The 16,072-nt window shown below is 39.5% G+C and carries 18 protein-coding genes; 12 read left to right on the top strand and 6 right to left on the bottom strand.

All coding sequences use genetic code 11. From position 1 onward, the window contains the following. Nucleotides 1-10 precede the first annotated feature (10 nt). The 6 genes from H3U82_RS06605 to H3U82_RS06580 all read left to right on the top strand — a co-directional run bounded on the left by H3U82_RS06605 (nucleotide 11) and on the right by H3U82_RS06580 (nucleotide 4,059). Nucleotides 11-598: a hypothetical protein gene (locus H3U82_RS06605; protein ID WP_084553224.1), complete on the top strand. Its 588-nt coding sequence runs from the start codon at nucleotides 11-13 to the stop codon at nucleotides 596-598. A 27-nt stretch (nucleotides 599-625) separates the two neighbouring features. Then, entirely contained in the window at nucleotides 626-1,261 is a 636-nt protein-coding gene (locus H3U82_RS06600; protein ID WP_198209727.1) for a hypothetical protein, read from the top strand. A 604-nt stretch (nucleotides 1,262-1,865) separates the two neighbouring features. Then, nucleotides 1,866-2,123: a hypothetical protein gene (locus H3U82_RS06595; RefSeq protein ID WP_100125180.1), complete on the top strand. Its 258-nt coding sequence runs from the start codon at nucleotides 1,866-1,868 to the stop codon at nucleotides 2,121-2,123. 31 nt (nucleotides 2,124-2,154) lie between these two features. Next, nucleotides 2,155-2,373, top strand: a complete 219-nt coding sequence (locus H3U82_RS06590) for a hypothetical protein (protein ID WP_037475665.1) — start codon at nucleotides 2,155-2,157, stop codon at nucleotides 2,371-2,373. A gap of 347 nt (nucleotides 2,374-2,720) precedes the next feature. After that, a complete protein-coding gene (locus tag H3U82_RS06585) occupies nucleotides 2,721-3,125 on the top strand; it encodes a DUF4279 domain-containing protein (RefSeq protein WP_198209725.1) in 405 nt (134 codons plus the stop codon). A gap of 340 nt (nucleotides 3,126-3,465) precedes the next feature. Further along, on the top strand, nucleotides 3,466-4,059 hold the full coding sequence (locus tag H3U82_RS06580; RefSeq protein ID WP_198209723.1) for a hypothetical protein: 594 nt from the start codon (nucleotides 3,466-3,468) through the stop codon (nucleotides 4,057-4,059). A gap of 51 nt (nucleotides 4,060-4,110) precedes the next feature. Here H3U82_RS06580 and H3U82_RS06575 read toward each other — a convergent pair whose 3' ends face one another. The 3 genes from H3U82_RS06575 to H3U82_RS06565 all read right to left on the bottom strand — a co-directional run bounded on the left by H3U82_RS06575 (nucleotide 4,111) and on the right by H3U82_RS06565 (nucleotide 7,479). Further along, nucleotides 4,111-4,659 (bottom strand): RNA 2'-phosphotransferase, encoded by a 549-nt coding sequence (locus H3U82_RS06575; RefSeq protein ID WP_084549969.1) that lies wholly within the window; start codon nucleotides 4,657-4,659, stop codon nucleotides 4,111-4,113. A 462-nt stretch (nucleotides 4,660-5,121) separates the two neighbouring features. Continuing rightward, a complete protein-coding gene (locus H3U82_RS06570; protein WP_198209721.1) occupies nucleotides 5,122-6,156 on the bottom strand; it encodes an NAD(P)-dependent alcohol dehydrogenase in 1,035 nt (344 codons plus the stop codon). A 573-nt stretch (nucleotides 6,157-6,729) separates the two neighbouring features. Continuing rightward, nucleotides 6,730-7,479: an amino acid ABC transporter permease gene (locus tag H3U82_RS06565; protein WP_025330161.1), complete on the bottom strand. Its 750-nt coding sequence runs from the start codon at nucleotides 7,477-7,479 to the stop codon at nucleotides 6,730-6,732. Nucleotides 7,480-7,714: 235 nt separating this feature from the next. Between H3U82_RS06565 and ribF the strand changes: the two genes are divergently transcribed. The 6 genes from ribF (at nucleotide 7,715) to fetB (ending at nucleotide 14,605) form a co-directional block, all read left to right on the top strand. Continuing rightward, the gene (gene ribF, locus H3U82_RS06560; protein WP_025330162.1) at nucleotides 7,715-8,644 is read left to right on the top strand and encodes a bifunctional riboflavin kinase/FAD synthetase; all 930 of its coding nucleotides are present in this window, start codon (nucleotides 7,715-7,717) and stop codon (nucleotides 8,642-8,644) included. Between the two features lie 90 nt (nucleotides 8,645-8,734). Next, on the top strand, nucleotides 8,735-11,521 hold the full coding sequence (ileS, locus tag H3U82_RS06555) for an isoleucine--tRNA ligase (RefSeq protein ID WP_198209719.1): 2,787 nt from the start codon (nucleotides 8,735-8,737) through the stop codon (nucleotides 11,519-11,521). A 104-nt stretch (nucleotides 11,522-11,625) separates the two neighbouring features. After that, nucleotides 11,626-12,111: a signal peptidase II gene (lspA, locus tag H3U82_RS06550; protein WP_037475735.1), complete on the top strand. Its 486-nt coding sequence runs from the start codon at nucleotides 11,626-11,628 to the stop codon at nucleotides 12,109-12,111. 43 nt (nucleotides 12,112-12,154) lie between these two features. Next, complete coding sequence (gene ispH, locus H3U82_RS06545) at nucleotides 12,155-13,096, top strand: 4-hydroxy-3-methylbut-2-enyl diphosphate reductase (RefSeq protein WP_037475651.1); 942 nt, start codon at nucleotides 12,155-12,157, stop codon at nucleotides 13,094-13,096. Beyond that, entirely contained in the window at nucleotides 13,093-13,809 is a 717-nt protein-coding gene (locus H3U82_RS06540) for an ATP-binding cassette domain-containing protein (RefSeq protein ID WP_174829876.1), read from the top strand. Before ispH ends, H3U82_RS06540 begins: the two co-directional genes overlap by 4 nt. After that, entirely contained in the window at nucleotides 13,727-14,605 is an 879-nt protein-coding gene (gene fetB / locus H3U82_RS06535; protein ID WP_198209717.1) for an iron export ABC transporter permease subunit FetB, read from the top strand. Before H3U82_RS06540 ends, fetB begins: the two co-directional genes overlap by 83 nt. A 132-nt stretch (nucleotides 14,606-14,737) precedes the next feature. Here fetB and iscX read toward each other — a convergent pair whose 3' ends face one another. From iscX to H3U82_RS06520, 3 genes are all read right to left on the bottom strand, one after another. Continuing rightward, entirely contained in the window at nucleotides 14,738-14,932 is a 195-nt protein-coding gene (iscX, locus tag H3U82_RS06530; protein ID WP_198209715.1) for a Fe-S cluster assembly protein IscX, read from the bottom strand. An 80-nt stretch (nucleotides 14,933-15,012) separates the two neighbouring features. Then, nucleotides 15,013-15,354 carry an ISC system 2Fe-2S type ferredoxin gene (gene fdx, locus H3U82_RS06525; RefSeq protein ID WP_174829878.1) on the bottom strand — a complete coding sequence of 114 codons (342 nt, stop codon included), beginning with the start codon at nucleotides 15,352-15,354 and terminating at the stop codon, nucleotides 15,013-15,015. Between the two features lie 72 nt (nucleotides 15,355-15,426). Next, nucleotides 15,427-16,053, bottom strand: a complete 627-nt coding sequence (locus tag H3U82_RS06520; RefSeq protein ID WP_174829879.1) for a glutathione S-transferase family protein — start codon at nucleotides 16,051-16,053, stop codon at nucleotides 15,427-15,429. Between the last annotated feature and the right edge of the window lie 19 nt (nucleotides 16,054-16,072).

Here is a 16,072-nt window from a genome sequence, read left to right as displayed (position 1 = left end):
TTAGACTAATATGGAAAGCGGATTAAGAAAAGGTTATTTGGCAAGAAATGATTATTTCCGTGTTTATATTTGCGGATTTGTGGAGAGAATGGATACAGGTGAATCTTATGCAAGTTGTGAAGGTATAAGCGAGTGGGAATATAATACTATTACAGATATAAGAATTAAAGAATTGACGGAGCAAGCTGAAAATTTTATTTATCATTTAGGCAAACCTGAAGACTGGAAACGACCGTATCGTTATTGTGTGGCTCGCTATGCCAAACAGATTTTAAAGGATGATGTTTTTAGTGAAAATCTAAATTATAACAAAGATATAAATGATAAATATATATATCGCTACACAATGATTTCACGTTTAAAGGAAACTGCATTAATCAAAAAATTAAATTTATTAACGTATGAAGAAAAAAAACAGTTGTTTATACTAAAAGATTGGGAAAAGAAAGCGTATCGTTATGAGGACGTATTTTATGGAGTCTTTTGTCGAAGATGTATGTATGAATTTTTGAATGATAAAGAAATTTTTGAAAAAGATTACAAGCGATATGAAGCAGAATTCGAGCGATTCAGAAAAGAATATGAATTATTTAGATAAATATTATTTAAAATAAGTTGATATTTTATGAATAAAATACAAAACAAATTTATAGGATTATGTCTGGCAAAGAACAATTATTTTGCAGCCACTATTTGCCGTTTGGAAGAAGTAGAAGGTTATGCTAATGTATATGTAATGGTGAATAGAAAAGATACATGGGAATCTTATAAATCCTTTAGTATTCAAAGTATATTCTCTGACTTAGGGCAGAAGCAATGGTTTGAGACTGCGGAAAAATTTATTGCTCAGTTAGAAAAACCTGAAGACTGGAAAAAACCACATCGATTCTGTTTAGCCCGCTATGCCAGACAAGTGTTAGCTGATAGTATTTTTCATAATAATTTAGCTTATTTTAAAGAGGTCAACGATGTAGCTGTATACATATGGTATTACTATAGGAATTCCCGTTTTCAGGAGGTTATATTAATTAGAAATTTAAATTTATTATCAGCTGAAGAGACAAAGCAGTTATTTGTACTTAAAGAGTGGGAGAAGCAGGCGTTTTCTTATCAGGATATACATAGTGCACTTTATGGTCGAAAATATCTGTATAAACGCATATATAATAGAAATAAATTTAAAGACTATTATGAGAAATATAACAATGAATTAAAAAATTTTATTGCTGAAAACAAAGACAATATTATTGGAAAATCTTAAAATTCATTGTATTTAACAAAGATGACAAGGTATTCGGAATAATTATTAGATATACCATTATTTTATAAAATATACTTAAAAAGATTATGGTGAAAATTTATAATAAAAATAGATAAGCTTGTCAAAGTCATATCCCGATGATGCTTTTGTAAGCTAAAAAGTAAAAGAAAGCGTGTAAAAATAAAAGCATTGAACAAAAATTTTTACTTACTAATTGAGACTAGTAATCTTCAGAATCCATATTGTGAAGATAAAAAAAAATATGAATCTATTGGGAGGTAAGGATTAATGATAAATTGTTACTTAGGACATAACTGATGATGTACTTAGTTGGCCTGGAGGAAAACTTCATCTGTATATGATGCACTTGAGCAGATTGTTTTGCGTATACTTTTGGAATATTATGATAAAATTTTTGTTCTTATAAAAGAAATAGAGGATGTCATAGTGAGCTTAGTCAATTAAAAAATCTTTAGAGGGTGGAGAATTAGACGATGAAGAAATAAACAGAAAGTAATTAAAATAAAAATTATCAATTGATGTTGATATATTTACTTATATTTTATATATTAGACTTATAAAATATAAACAAAGGATATAAAAAATGCAGACTTTATTTCGTTTAAGTTATGTTACTTATTCATATCATGGAAACAAGAAAATCTCACAGGCGTCACCGAATTCTGACGATTTTGATGGTGAGGCATTTCAAACTTTAGGTATTTATAGTACTTATGAGATAGCTTTAGAAAGAAAAAAAAATTTTTCAAAAATTTATTATGTAAGTAATTTGAAAAGATTAGATATTGATGAGACTTATTTAGATGTGGATGAGTGGCGTGAAGGATTTGTCACTATATAAACAAAACAAAAAGATTAGACTGGGAGTTATTATGACGGAAAAAAAAGTATATCTTTTAATCCATGCTAAGGAAACAAAACAGAGCGGTATACAAGAATTTGTAATTGGTTTTTTTTCTTCCTTGGAAAGAGCAATTGAGGAAAAAAAGAAACGGGAGAATGTCTTAGGTTTTAAAGATTATCCTGAAGGATTCAGAGTAGAGGTATTTGTAATTGATAAAGATATTTGTCAAGAAATCATATATCTGTAGGCAAAAATTTATCCTATAAAATGATGGTAATATGCAGCTTCAAAAAATCTTTTAACGTTAAGCAATAAAAAGATGATAATGAAGCTGCATTAGATTTAGCTAAACTATATAATAGATAGTAGAAAAGAACATATGAAGAGTGAAAATATTATTTAATTGAATTTTAAATATTATATATTCTTAAAAAAGTTGTAGTGGATTTTAAAAACTGATTTAAAAAGAAGATTGAAAAAATTAATATAGCCTAGGAAAACCAGCAAAAAGTGATTCCATAAATTTTTAAAAACTGTTTCTTTCAGAAATAAAATTTAATCTGGAAAATTAAGTATTATTTATAAGAGTATAAAATGTTACAAACTGAAGTGATTATAGAATTTATCATATGCGGAACAGATTTTAATCCAGATAGTGTAACCAAATTACTTGGAATTTCGCCTACAAAATATACTATCAGGGGAAGTATGAAAAATTGCAAATATAGCCCGGCTATAGAAACTACCTGGTGTTTACAGCATTGTATAAATTCACTAAATGATCTGGATCATCAAGTACGTCAGATAATTGATAGAATTGAAAACAAACTAAATATATTATTAACATTTAAAGAAGAGAATGATATAGATTTTGTATTCACAATTTATGGTCATGTATATAAGAATGAACAGCGATCAGATATATATTTGAAAAAAAATACGTTAGATTTCATAGCTGATTTAGGTAGTAAATTAACGATGGATATCGAATTTTGGTAAATAGATATACCAATATATATAAATTATTTAGTAAGCAAGATTTAATGAATTATATTGCAGATATAATTGCAAAATTAGATAGAATTAATTCCGCTTTTATTAGATCATTTTTTTCTATTCTGTTAGATAGTGACGATAAAGAAGTTATTCAGTATATTTCGTCGATTATCAATAGTAATAAGTTAGTAAATAAATTATCTGATAAGGAGTTAACTCTATTGAAAAGACAAATTTTGTAAACTCTTTATTTTTAATAAAGTATGTTTTTTGTATAATAAAGTATAATACAATGTTGATTACACAAAAAAGTAATTGTTAATTTATGAGGAGTAATAAAGTAATGAGTGCCTTTGATGAAGAGATTGAAATTGAAATTGATGAGATAATCAAAAAAAGTAATAATTTTGGATATGATTTAAAACAATATTTAGATAATCTTCCAGAAAAACAATTAAGAAGAGCTATATATATTTTATCAAGACACTATTATCATATGGATGTTTCATCAGAAGAAATGTTTAAATTTATAGTTTATATGTTTTCTGATGATAAAATAATATCCCAAGTTACTTTTGATAATTTTGCTTATTATTTTGTATCGATGAGAGATTTTAATAGTGCTCAAAAATATAAATTGAAAAATATAGTAATGGAAAAAATGGAGATTCTATGCAGAAATTCCGTTGACCCTTATAATATGAACACTTTATTAAATCATTTATTTAGTAAGCAAGATTTGATGGATTATATTGCAGATCTAATTGAAAAATTAAATAGAATTAATTCTGATTTTATTACATCATTTTTCTCGATCTTATTTTATAATGACTATAAAGAAGTTATTCAGTATATTTTGTCGATTATCAATAGTAATAAGTTAGTAAATAAACTATCTGATGAGGAGTTAACTCTATTGAAAAGACAAATTTTGTAAACTCTTCGTTTTTAATAAAATATTGTTTTTAAATATTTATAATTTATTTGCTCATTCATATGGTTGTAAATATTGTTTTGGTACAGTTTGAACCAGCCATACTCCATTTTCCGCCAGATAGAATTGATATCCTGCCTGATACATTATTAAGGCGTGTATTTGCAGCACAATAGGGCTGCCATGACGTGTGCCGACTTTTATCGCAGTATTCACATCTGCTGACAGATGTACATAATGGCGGCTCCCTGCGATTAATCCTTGCTGTTTGATTGAATCCATAAATCTTGTGGCTGTACCATGATATAAAAACTCTGGCGGTTTTTGCGCATTATGACTGATATGAACCTGATCAGTTGAATGTCCTTGTGCTGCACGAATTTTTAAGCCATCTTCAGATATGGTAAATCGTTTTTTATCACTTGTTTTAACAACCACTTCGATAATATTTCTGGTGAGTTGTTCTCCATGCAGGTTTGCCTGTTTGATTAAGTATTCTATATTTACCCATCCCTGCTGATCTAAGGTGATATCTATTGTTTCCGGCTTATGTCTTAGAATATAACTTAGGAATTTACTGGTTTTGATAATTTTCTCTGACATTAATTTTGTATTCATATGTTCTATATTGTATTAATTTGAAACCATAGTTTATTAAGTTAAGTATTAGTTCATTGGTGTTGTGTTGGCTGATTTTAATATAGTGAATGTATATTAAAAACGAGAAATAGTATATGTTAAAAACATAAGATTGGTTGAAGAATAGTTAGTTATACCGGAAAATTTTTGAAAATTCAGAGGATTAATTTTTTTACTAGGAGGATAACTAAAAGTATTGATGGTAGTGATGCAGTAAAAAATATATGAAGTCAGTAAAATTGTTAATGAGAATGAGTTATTGCGAAACAAATTTTATTTTTAAGCTTGGTCTGCGTTGATACAACAGCCACCGGATGGTTTTTTATTGATGATAGTAATTAATTGTTTATCGCTCCAGAGCACGTGGATTTTATAGAATCAGGCTGTGGTTATACATATTGCTCAGCCTGATTCTATTAGGAAAGATTAAGGTATTAGTACTGCACGGCCATTAATCTGCCCTTTAATCAGTTTATCGTATACTTCCAGAGCCTGTGAAAGGGGGTAGGTGGTGTATTCGATATTTATAATACCTTTTCTTTTCATGTCCAGTACTTCCATCAGTTCAACCCGTGAACCCCAATAGGGTGTACAAAGCGATGCTCCCCATGGCTGATTCATGCAGTGCCAGTCGAGTTTGCCGCCACCCAGACCAACTACTGTCCAGTCGCCGTTTAATCCGACTGTTTGTGCGCCCAAAGTCAGAGTTGGCTTATTACCAACAAAATCAAGTACGACGGAACATTTCTTCACACCGGTAATACGGGTAATTTCTTCGACAATGCTATCGGTATCGCGGTCGGTACGTATTACATAATCCGCACCATATTTTTTGGCCAGTTCCAGTTTTTCATCATTAATATCACCGGCAATAATGGTGGCTGAATATAGCTGTTTCAGGATTTGTACAGCCATATGTCCTAAACCACCTATGCCGATTACGAGAACAAAAGCAGATGGTGTTATTTTGCCGGCAGAACGTTTAATTGCATGATAGGGAGTTAAGGCTGCATCGGAGAGAGGGGCCACTTCTTCCGGGTGCAGGTCATGCAAAGGTACGAGTAAACGGCTGGAAGGAACAATCATGTATTCAGCCATGCCGCCATTGGTACCCAGTCCACCGCCGAGGATCGGAGATTCCGACTGATGTTCACAGTAGTTTTCCATAGATTGCTGACAAGGCTGGCAATGTCCGCAACCCCATGGTCCGTATACCATGACTGCATCGCCTACTTTAAAATCAGTTACTCCTTCGCCTAGTTCTTCAACCCATCCGGCATTTTCATGTCCCAGGGTAAATGCAGGAGCACCAGCAGGGATACCACTTTCGATCAGGTGTATATCTGAGTGGCACACGCCGGCTGCACCTATTTTAATCAGTATTTCACCAGCTTTGGGTTTTGGTTTTTCGATTTCATCTATGCGGATATCGTGTTGTGCATGTAATCTGACAGCTTTCATGTTTTTCTCTTTTTCTGTTGATAAGATAAATATATAAGTTAATAGTTAATCAATTTGTTTAATTTGTGTCAAGTTACTAGTTTTTATTATATATTTTGTTTATTTTAATAGTTCTGTTTTTTTATGTTATTTTTAAATTAAATTTGTATTTTTCTGCTGATTTATCTGATTTTTTTATTCTGGATTTTGTTTAAATCTATAGTACAAATTTTTAAAATGTAAATAAAGCTGTATCAATTAAGATATTTTTGATATATGTCTCCTGATGAGTTTCATCATTGATACTAATCGATAACTGACTGGTGTTATTTATGATGATTAATATTTGATAGCTGATTCAAATAGATTTTTTCAGTGTTGGATTTGCAATTTGAAATAGCTGGTTTGCAATAATATTGATTGGGTCGGAAAACCATATGTAATAAATGTAATTGATTTGACTCTGGTGTCAGTAAAGCTATAAATCAGTTTGTACATTGGTGTTATGAGGTTGAATTCTGCTATTTTATAAAATGAAACAGGACGGTTGATTTTTAACCGTCCTGTTCTCATGTTGTTGATTTATGTCTAAGCTCAGTGCTGATAACCTTTATTGTATTTTTTCTCCAGCCATGAGAAGAACCAGCTTAAGGCGATGGTCATTATCAGATAGATTATGGCAATGGTGTATAGCGGTGTCTCGTAGTTAAGATAACGTCCGGCTGCTGCGCGGGCAGCAAAAGCTAGTTCGACTACGGCGATGGCGGATAAAAGTGAGCTGTCTTTAAGTAAGGTAATAAATTCGTTACCAATTGGCGGCAGCATACGGCGGATAGCCTGTGGCAGAATGACATAGCGCATGGCTTGTGTATAACTCAGACCAAGAGAGCGGGAGGCCTCGAATTGTCCGCGGTCTATTGACTGGATGCCTGCACGGAAAATCTCGGTAATGTAGGCTCCTGAATTAACTGAAAGTGCAAGTACGCCGGCAATCAGTGCACCGTAGCTGCGGCGCAGTTCGACAGCCAGATCGCCGCTGATAATCAGACCGTCAGCAGGGTTGATAAGCAGTGGAAACCAGACAAAATACCAGATGAAAATCTGTACAAACAGGGGGGTGCCGCGGAAAATGGTTACATAGAGCAGGGAAATCTGGCGCAATGACCATACGAAAGCACGCATGGGCAGCCCGCCTTTTTCAATGCGGATAATGCGTGCAAGGGCAAAAATCAGACCGAGAAGTGTGCCCATAAATGTGGAAATCAGGGTGACGCCGAGTGTTGTAAGCGCACCGTAATAAAACATTTCACGGTATTCGTAGATGATGTCAAAACGAAAGGCCATTGTGTTACCTAATAAATTTTCTGAGGTGTTGCTGGCTATTGATAGCCTTAGCGTCAGGTTGGCGGCTATTTTAGCAAGAAATAGGGGGATAACTGTATTAAAATTTGTTTGTTCTTGAGAATAAAGTGGATTTGATGGTTGAAACGGCTGGAAAATCCTGAGCAATTGCGCTGGCTAAGGTTAGCTGAAATGTTTACAATGATACGTTTTATTATTTGATTTATTCAAGAATTGTATGCGAGTTTGGTTGGGGAGCGGGCAGCAGCCGGATTGGCCGGATGGTACTGCGGTGACTATCGGTAATTTTGACGGGGTTCATTGCGGGCACCGGCATATTTTGATGCGTTTGCGTCAGGAAGCCGGACAGCGCGGGCTTAGTTCGGTGGTGATGATGTTCGAGCCGCAACCACAGGAATTTTTTGCGCAGCAGGCAGGGAAAACTTTGCCGTTTCGTCTGACTCCGCTACGCGATAAGCTGGATCTGCTTGCTGCAAGCGGCTGTGTTGATGCGGTTTATGTTGTGCGGTTTAATCAGCAGTTTGCAGCTATGCAACCGATGGATTTTATCAGTCAGATGTTGGTCAGGCATTTGCACACGCGCTATTTGCTGGTAGGTGATGATTTCCGCTTCGGTACACGGCGCAGCGGTGATTTTACTTTATTGCAGGCGCAGAATGAGTTTGTTACTGAGCACACGCCTTCAATTGTGGTTGAAGATGTGCGCGCATCCAGTACTGCGGTGCGGATGGCACTGGCTTCAGGTAATCTGGCTTATGCACAGTTGTTGCTGGGGCACGAGTATACGCTGAGTGGTCGTGTGAAGCACGGGGCTAAACTGGGGCGTGAACTGGGTTGTCCTACTGCTAATGTGCATTTACCGGCTTTGCACTATGCTCTGAACGGGGTATTTGTGGTCGATGTATCCGGAGCTTTCGGGCGTAAGCGCGGGGTAGCCAGTTTTGGTAAAAACCCGACTGTGTCTTCGGGCAGTTTACAAAAGCTTGAAGTGCATATTTTTGATTGTGAAGATGATTTATACGGGCAGCGTTTACAGGTGCATTTTTTGCATAAGCTGCGCGATGAGCTGAAGTTTGAATCGCTGGCTGCGTTACAGACGCAGATTTTTGCTGATATGGAAGCTGCCCGAATATGGCAGGCTGCCTGAATAGCAGGATTATGTTCGGGTGGCCGTAAAATTTATTGAACTGAATTTATTCTGAATATTAAAAGTTAAATATATTTTAAAGAGAAAGTCATGACTGACTATAGTAAAACAGTAAATTTATTGGATACGCCGTTTCCAATGCGCGGTAATCTGGCCAAGCGTGAAGGCGGCTGGCTGAAATCTTGGTATGAACAGAAGCGTTATCAGAAACTGCGTAAATTGGCAGCGGGAAGACCTAAGTTTATTCTGCATGATGGTCCTCCATATGCAAATGGTGATATTCATATCGGCCATGCTGTAAATAAGGTATTGAAGGATATTATTATCCGGAGTAAGACGCTGGCTGGTTTTGATGCACCATATGTTCCGGGCTGGGATTGTCACGGTTTGCCGATTGAGCTGATGGTGGAGAAAAAGCACGGCAAGAATATTCCGGCTGCAAAATTCCGCGAGTTATGCCGGGAATATGCACGGGAACAGATTGAACGGCAGAAAAAAGATTTTATGCGTCTGGGTGTACTGGGTGACTGGGAACATCCATATCTGACTATGGACTATCAAACTGAGGCAGATATTGTGCGTACGCTGGGACGAATTCAGCAGGGCGGTTATTTGTATCGTGGTGAGAAGCCGGTACAGTTCTGTCTGGATTGCGGCTCTTCGCTGGCAGAAGCAGAGGTAGAGTATAAGGATAAGGTTTCTTATGCGATTGATGTGGCTTATCAGTTTAAAGATAATGCTGCTGTGGCGAAAGCTTTCGGATTGAATGAGCTGCCGGGTGAGGTATATGGTGTTATCTGGACAACAACTCCGTGGACTTTGCCGGCCAGTCAGGCAATTTGTGTCGGTCCTGAAGTGGTTTATCAGTTGATTGATACGCCTAAAGGTAAGCTGGTGCTGGCTAAAGAGCTGGCTGAGGCGGCTTTAGCCCGGTTTGGTTTTGGTGCGGATGATACGGCGGTACTGGCTGAAACAGCTGGCCGGAAACTGGAAAATCTGCATTTAAATCATCCGTTTCTGGATAGAGATATTCTGGTATTACTGGGTGACCATGTTACTACCGAGGCTGGTACTGGTATGGTACATACTGCTCCGGCACATGGTCTGGATGATTATTTTGCCTGTCTGCGCTATGGAATTAAGTTGTATAACCCGGTAAATGCTGAAGGGCGCTATATCAGTGATGTGCCACGGTTAGCCGGTATGACAGTCTGGGAAGGTAACCCGGTGGTAATCGACTGGGTTGCGGATGAAGGTAAGTTACTCTCTAATGGCAAAATTACCCATAGTTATGCACATTGCTGGCGCCATAAAACACCATTGATTTACCGGGCAACCGGTCAGTGGTTTATCGGTATGGATAAGGAAGGTACCGATGGTAAAACATTGCGCAATAAGGCTATGAATGCTGTTGATGTTACTGAATTTTTCCCTGCATGGGGACGTGCGCGTCTGGAGGCAATGATTGAAGGGCGTCCGGACTGGGTGGTTTCCCGCCAGCGTTACTGGGGTACTCCGATGGCGTTTTTTGCGCATAAGGAAACCGGTCAGTTGCATCCGCGTTCGGCTGAGTTACTGGAAGAGGTAGCTAAGCGGATTGAGCAGCACGGAATTGAAGCCTGGTTTGCATTGGATAAGCATGAGCTGTTAGGGGCTGATGCAGATGAATATGAAAAGCTTCCGGATACGCTGGATGTCTGGTTTGATTCGGGCAGTACGCATTATGCAGTATTGCGTCAGCGCCCTGAACTGGCATGGCCGGCTGATTTGTATCTGGAAGGTTCGGATCAGCATCGCGGCTGGTTTCAGTCTTCATTGCTGACAGCTTGTGCAACGGTTGGCAGTGCTCCTTATAAACAATTGCTGACACATGGTTTTGTGGTGGACGGTAATGGACAGAAGATGTCCAAATCTGTTGGGAATGTGGTTGCACCACAAAAGGTCAATGACAGTCTGGGTGCTGATATTCTGCGCCTGTGGGTTGCTTCTACGGATTACTCCGGTGAACTGGCCATTTCTGATGAAATTCTGAAACGGGTTTCTGAAAGCTACCGTCGTTTGCGCAATACGCTGCGTTTTTTGCTGGCCAATCTGAGTGATTTTAATCCGGAAACGGATGCAGTGGCGATTTCAGATATGCTTGAGCTGGACCGCTATGCTCTGGTATTGGCTCAGCAGTTGCAGGAGCGCGTAGCCAATGATCACTTTACCCGTTATGCATTCCATTTTGCGGTACAGGATATTGTGCATTTCTGTTCGGAAGATATGGGTGCTTTCTATCTGGATATTCTGAAAGACCGTCTGTATACAATGCAGGCAGACAGCCATGGTCGTCGGAGTGCACAAACTGCGCTTTATCATATTACGCGTAATCTGGTGTTGCTGCTGAGTCCGATTCTGTGCTTTACGGCTGAAGAAGCCTGGGCTGTTTTAACAGGTAATGATGAGGATAGTGTGCTGTATCATACTGCACATGTGTTCCCGTCTATGGCTGAGGCGGAATTAGCCGGTCTGGCACAGAAATGGCAGGCAATCCGTGCAGTAAGAGATACTGTTAATGCGGCGATTGAACCTTTGCGTGCTGATAAGAATGTTGGTTCGTCATTGCAGGCAGATGTGGCTATTCGAGTACCGGCGGATATTCTGCCTTTTGTTACGGCAATTGGTGATGAGTTACGCTTCGTGCTGATGGTTGCCAAGGTTACCGTTGAGCAGGGTGATGAGCTATCGGCTACGGTCACTGTTGATCAGGGTACTAAGTGTGAACGTTGCTGGCATTATACAAATGATGTGGGTTCTGACCCGAAACACCCGACAATCTGCGGTCGTTGTGCACTTAATATTGATGGTGCCGGTGAACAGAGGTTATATGCTTGATGCGGGTTAATGATTTTAATATTGCCGGTTATTTTGGCATGATTTGAATGATTCAGGCGTAATTGGTTTGGCCGGTTACGCCTGTTTGGTTTTTAGGGAAGGTTATGCTGAGTAAAAAATTGTTTTTATATGGTGCAATTATTATTGCGGGGCTGATAGCTGATCAGTTAACGAAATATCTGGTTTTATGCCATATTCAATATCTGGAAAGAATTACGGTAATACCGGGTTTTTTTGATCTCACACTGACATATAACCCCGGCGCGGCATTCAGTTTTCTTGCAGATGCCGGAGGCTGGCAAAAATTCTTTTTTATGGGACTGGCTCTGGTGATTTGTGTTTATCTGTTACGTGCAATTATCCGTGATGAATTCGCAAAGCTGGGTAAAGTTGCTGCAGCCATGATTATAGGAGGGGCCGCAGGTAATGTAACAGACCGGCTGGTGCACGGGCATGTGGTTGATTTTCTATTGTTCTACTACCATAATTGGTTTTATCCGGCATTTAATGTTGCTGATAGCCTGATTTGTGTCGGTGCGGTGTTGCTGGTGCTGGAAAGTATTTTCCATCAGAAGAAAAAGGCGGTCTGATTGATTCGTCTGTGATGAATTCAGCCAGGTAACGGGATGTTTAATGAGTGACAAAAAGATTTTACTGGCCAATCCGCGTGGATTCTGTGCCGGTGTAGACCGTGCTATCAGTATTGTAGAGCGGGCACTGGAAGAGTATGGTGCTCCGATTTATGTACGGCATGAAGTAGTACACAATAAGTTTGTGGTTGATAATTTGCGCAATAAGGGTGCGGTATTTATTGAAAATCTGGATGATGTGCCTCCTGATGCGACGCTGATTTATTCTGCTCATGGTGTATCTCAGGCTGTACAGCAGGAAGCAGTTGCACGCGGCTTTCGTATTTTTGATGCTACGTGTCCTCTGGTAACTAAGGTTCACCGACAGGTATCTCGGCTGGATGAACAGGGTTATCAGATTATTATGATTGGTCATAAAGGCCATCCGGAAGTTGAAGGAACGATGGGGCAATTGCCGCCGGGTGTGATGTTGCTGGTGGAAACAGTTGCTGATGTGGCAAGTTTACAGGTCCGCAATGAAGAAAAGCTGGCACATGTGAGCCAGACAACGCTTTCGGTTGATGAAACCAGCGGTATTATCGCCGCTTTAAAACAGCGTTTTCCTCACATTAAAAGTCCGCATAAAGAGGATATTTGTTATGCAACCACCAATCGTCAGGATGCAGTGAAAAAACTGGCTGCTACCTGTGATGTGGTGATTGTAGTGGGATCTCCTAATAGTTCGAACAGTAATCGTTTGCGTGAAGTGGCAGCATTACTGGGTGTTGATGCCTATATGGTTGACAATGCCGGCTGTCTGCAAACACAGTGGTTCAGTGGTAAGCATCAGGTTGGTATTACAGCCGGTGCTTCAGCTCCTGAGGTACTGGTGAATGATGTTGTACAAACTATTGTTTCCTGGGGATACCCGACAGTTACCGAAGGTGCTGGTGTGGAGGAAAATATTATGTTTGTTCTACCGAAAGAACTGCGTGGCTCATCATGAGTACGCCGATTTTATCCGGTGAGGGTGTGTGTCAGCGTGCCCATGATGATGGCAGGATGTTATTACAGGATATCGATTTTCAGCTCTGGGCTGGTGCGCGTGTGGCAATCAGCGGTGCATCCGGGGCAGGAAAATCGGTTTTTTTACGTACGATTTCTCTGCTGGATTTACCAGCTTCGGGCACGCTGTATTGTCATAATCAGCCGGTTCGTCTGAATGCACATTGTATTGCACAGCATCGCAGCCAGATCGCTTATGTACGTCAGCAGGCGGTGCTGATTCCGGGTACAGTGCGTGATAATCTGTTTTTACCTTTTACTTTGCATCATTATCAGCATAAAAAATTTCAGCCGGATAATGTACAGCGTGTGTTAGAGAGTCTGGGTAAAGATGGTAATTTCCTGGAACGGGATGCAACGGATTTATCCGGAGGAGAGGCTCAGCTGGTGTGTTTGTTGCGTATATTGCAATTAAATCCGCCGGTTTTGCTGCTGGATGAGCCAACGGCTTCTCTGGATGAAGATTCGGCACAGGCTGTACAAAAGCTGGTCGGTCAATGGCAGAAAGATAATCCTCAGGCTGCCTATATTTGGATTTCACATAGTGAGCAGCAGATTAATCAGGTAGGTGATGAAATCTGGTATCTGGATGCCGGACGGATTACTCACACCAGAAAATCACCACGGGCGGGAGGCAATAATGCAGGGAACTAATTATATTAGTGTTGCAGAACTGGCTCTGGCTTCATTGCTGATTCTGGTGAGTGCCGGTGTTTCATTATGGCTGAAGCTTGGATTGACAAAACGTATTCTGATTTCAGCAGTTCGGGCTATTGTGCAGCTGTCCATTGTAGGTTTGTTATTAAAATGGATATTTGCCTCTAATCAATGGTACTGGGTACTGCTGATTATTGTTGTTATGACTGTGATTGCCGGCTTTTCTGCGCGTTCGCGGGGCAGTTATGTATATCGGGGCTTGACCCGTGATGCTTTATCATCTGTATGGCTGGCTTCGTGGTTAAGTGCTGCTGTGGGATTATATGCGGTACTGCATATCCGCCCATGGTATTCACCGCAGTATGTGATTCCCCTTCTGGGGATGGTATTGGGTAATTGTCTGACAGCTGTAGCATTGTGTCTGGACCGTTTAACACAGGATTTACGTCAGCAACAGGCTCGTGTAGAAGTAATGCTGTCTATGGGCGCTACAGGCTGGGAGGCTTATCGGGATACTGCGCGTGCAGCGGTAGTAGCAGGGATGTTACCAACAATTAATCAATTGAGTGTAGTGGGGTTGGTAAGCTTGCCGGGTATGATTACCGGGCAGATTCTGGCCGGTGCATCTCCTGATCAGGCAATCAGGTTTCAGCTATTTACTATGTTTCTGATTTGTGCCGGTTCTGCCGGTGGTTGCTTATTATGTGCGGTTTTTGTTTACCGGCATGTATTTAATCGTTGCTGGCAATTTTGCAGCTGGCGTTTGAGACGCAGAAAAGCTGATAAGATTTAGTGATTTAATTTATATATTAAACAAACCGGTTGCCTATAGAAGTTGGCAACCGGTTTGTTTCAGTTATAAGCCGGACATCATCTGTAACATCATTATTTGTACGGATATTCTGATAAGTTTAGATGACTAAATTCAGGCAATTTCATCAATCCATGCCTGCTGAACCGCTTCGAGTATGCGCTCGCCGCAGTGCTCCGGATTGTCATCAAATTCTGGTAAAGCCAGTATCAGATCACGCAGTTGGGTAAAGCGGATACTGGTAGGGTTGATGTCTTCGTAGCGGTCGGCCAGTTCTTCGGCGATTCGGTGTATATCAGTCCATTTCATGGTTTAAGCCTGCACTTAATTAGATAATTAAAAAATATTATTAATTCAATCGGTTTGGAGAGTATTGTCATCAAATATGATTAATGCTCTTCTCGTGCATGATTGATGGTATATCTGGGAATTTCGATGGTAACATCACTATCAGCCAGACGTGCCTGACAGCTCAGGCGTGAATCGGCTTCCAGCCCCCATGCCTGATCAAGTAAATCTTCTTCCTGTTCAGTCGGTTCAGGCAGGCTATCATATCCTTTGCGGATAAGAACGTGACAGGTTGTACAGGCGCAGGATTTTTCGCAGGCGTGTTCAATTTCAATATCATGCTCAAGTAATGCATCACAAATACTGGTTCCTGTGGGAATGTCACTTAAAACTTTACCTTCAGGACAGAGTTGAGGATGGGGCAGTACAGTAATTTTGGGCATGGTAATTCCGTGTTTCTAAATAAAGCAGGCGTGTCCGGTTTTAAAATAAAACCATTCACGCCGAAAATGTTATTAAATTATACCTTGTACTTTTAGCACGGTGGATACACCGGCATCAGCACTTACGCGCTGATAGAATTTACTCAGATTATGATATGCGCTCAGATCAATGTTACATCTTTTTGTCCAATGTGCTTCTATAAAAATGTAAACATCTGCAATAGTGATATTATCGCCAGTCAGGTAATCCTGCTGAGCAAGAATATTATCAACGAAGGAAAATAAATTTTTCAGAGTAGCACTAGCATAGGCCTTCAGATTCTCCTGTGCTTTTTCATCATCTACCATGCGTGCTGCATAGAAATAAGGTTTAAAGCTCATGTGTAAATCAGAATTGGCAAAGGCCAGCCATTGACGGGCAAGGGCGCGTGCTTTGGGATCGTGTTGTGCTGTAACACCATAAATACCTTTATCCGGTGCAAGATCATTGATGTAATCAATGATTGCCACATTCTGACGCAGTGCCCAGTTGCCGTCAGTCAGTAATGGTACTTGCCCCTGAGGGTTCAGTGCCAGATATTCCGGCGATTTGATTGTGTCGCGGCCTACCTCTTCAGCGGTATATTCAAGTCCGCTCCATTCTAGTGCCACATGCGGTATAAATGCACAGGTATTTGGTATGTAATATAGCTTTAACATGATGTTATCTCCATTGTAT

This window comes from Snodgrassella sp. W8132 (assembly GCF_016100865.1).
GTDB classification, from domain to species: Bacteria; Pseudomonadota; Gammaproteobacteria; order Burkholderiales; family Neisseriaceae; genus Snodgrassella; species Snodgrassella alvi.
This window is presented reverse-complemented; position numbering and strand designations above follow the sequence as displayed.

What these genes read in the sequence shown, in the direction of transcription:
- H3U82_RS06590 (WP_037475665.1), top strand. Translation starts at nt 2,155, where the DNA reads ATGACGGAAAAAAAAGTATATCTTTTAATCCATGCTAAGGAAACAAAA.
- H3U82_RS06585 (WP_198209725.1), top strand. Translation starts at nt 2,721, where the DNA reads ATGTTACAAACTGAAGTGATTATAGAATTTATCATATGCGGAACAGAT.
- H3U82_RS06540 (WP_174829876.1), top strand. Translation starts at nt 13,093, where the DNA reads ATGAGTACGCCGATTTTATCCGGTGAGGGTGTGTGTCAGCGTGCCCAT.
- H3U82_RS06580 (WP_198209723.1), top strand. Translation starts at nt 3,466, where the DNA reads ATGAGTGCCTTTGATGAAGAGATTGAAATTGAAATTGATGAGATAATC.
- H3U82_RS06520 (WP_174829879.1), bottom strand. Translation starts at nt 16,053, where the DNA reads ATGTTAAAGCTATATTACATACCAAATACCTGTGCATTTATACCGCAT.
- H3U82_RS06605 (WP_084553224.1), top strand. Translation starts at nt 11, where the DNA reads ATGGAAAGCGGATTAAGAAAAGGTTATTTGGCAAGAAATGATTATTTC.
- H3U82_RS06575 (WP_084549969.1), bottom strand. Translation starts at nt 4,659, where the DNA reads ATGTCAGAGAAAATTATCAAAACCAGTAAATTCCTAAGTTATATTCTA.
- fdx (WP_174829878.1), bottom strand. Translation starts at nt 15,354, where the DNA reads ATGCCCAAAATTACTGTACTGCCCCATCCTCAACTCTGTCCTGAAGGT.
- H3U82_RS06570 (WP_198209721.1), bottom strand. Translation starts at nt 6,156, where the DNA reads ATGAAAGCTGTCAGATTACATGCACAACACGATATCCGCATAGATGAA.
- iscX (WP_198209715.1), bottom strand. Translation starts at nt 14,932, where the DNA reads ATGAAATGGACTGATATACACCGAATCGCCGAAGAACTGGCCGACCGC.
- ispH (WP_037475651.1), top strand. Translation starts at nt 12,155, where the DNA reads ATGAGTGACAAAAAGATTTTACTGGCCAATCCGCGTGGATTCTGTGCC.
- ileS (WP_198209719.1), top strand. Translation starts at nt 8,735, where the DNA reads ATGACTGACTATAGTAAAACAGTAAATTTATTGGATACGCCGTTTCCA.
- ribF (WP_025330162.1), top strand. Translation starts at nt 7,715, where the DNA reads ATGCGAGTTTGGTTGGGGAGCGGGCAGCAGCCGGATTGGCCGGATGGT.
- H3U82_RS06600 (WP_198209727.1), top strand. Translation starts at nt 626, where the DNA reads ATGAATAAAATACAAAACAAATTTATAGGATTATGTCTGGCAAAGAAC.
- H3U82_RS06565 (WP_025330161.1), bottom strand. Translation starts at nt 7,479, where the DNA reads ATGGCCTTTCGTTTTGACATCATCTACGAATACCGTGAAATGTTTTAT.
- H3U82_RS06595 (WP_100125180.1), top strand. Translation starts at nt 1,866, where the DNA reads ATGCAGACTTTATTTCGTTTAAGTTATGTTACTTATTCATATCATGGA.
- lspA (WP_037475735.1), top strand. Translation starts at nt 11,626, where the DNA reads ATGCTGAGTAAAAAATTGTTTTTATATGGTGCAATTATTATTGCGGGG.
- fetB (WP_198209717.1), top strand. Translation starts at nt 13,727, where the DNA reads ATGAAATCTGGTATCTGGATGCCGGACGGATTACTCACACCAGAAAAT.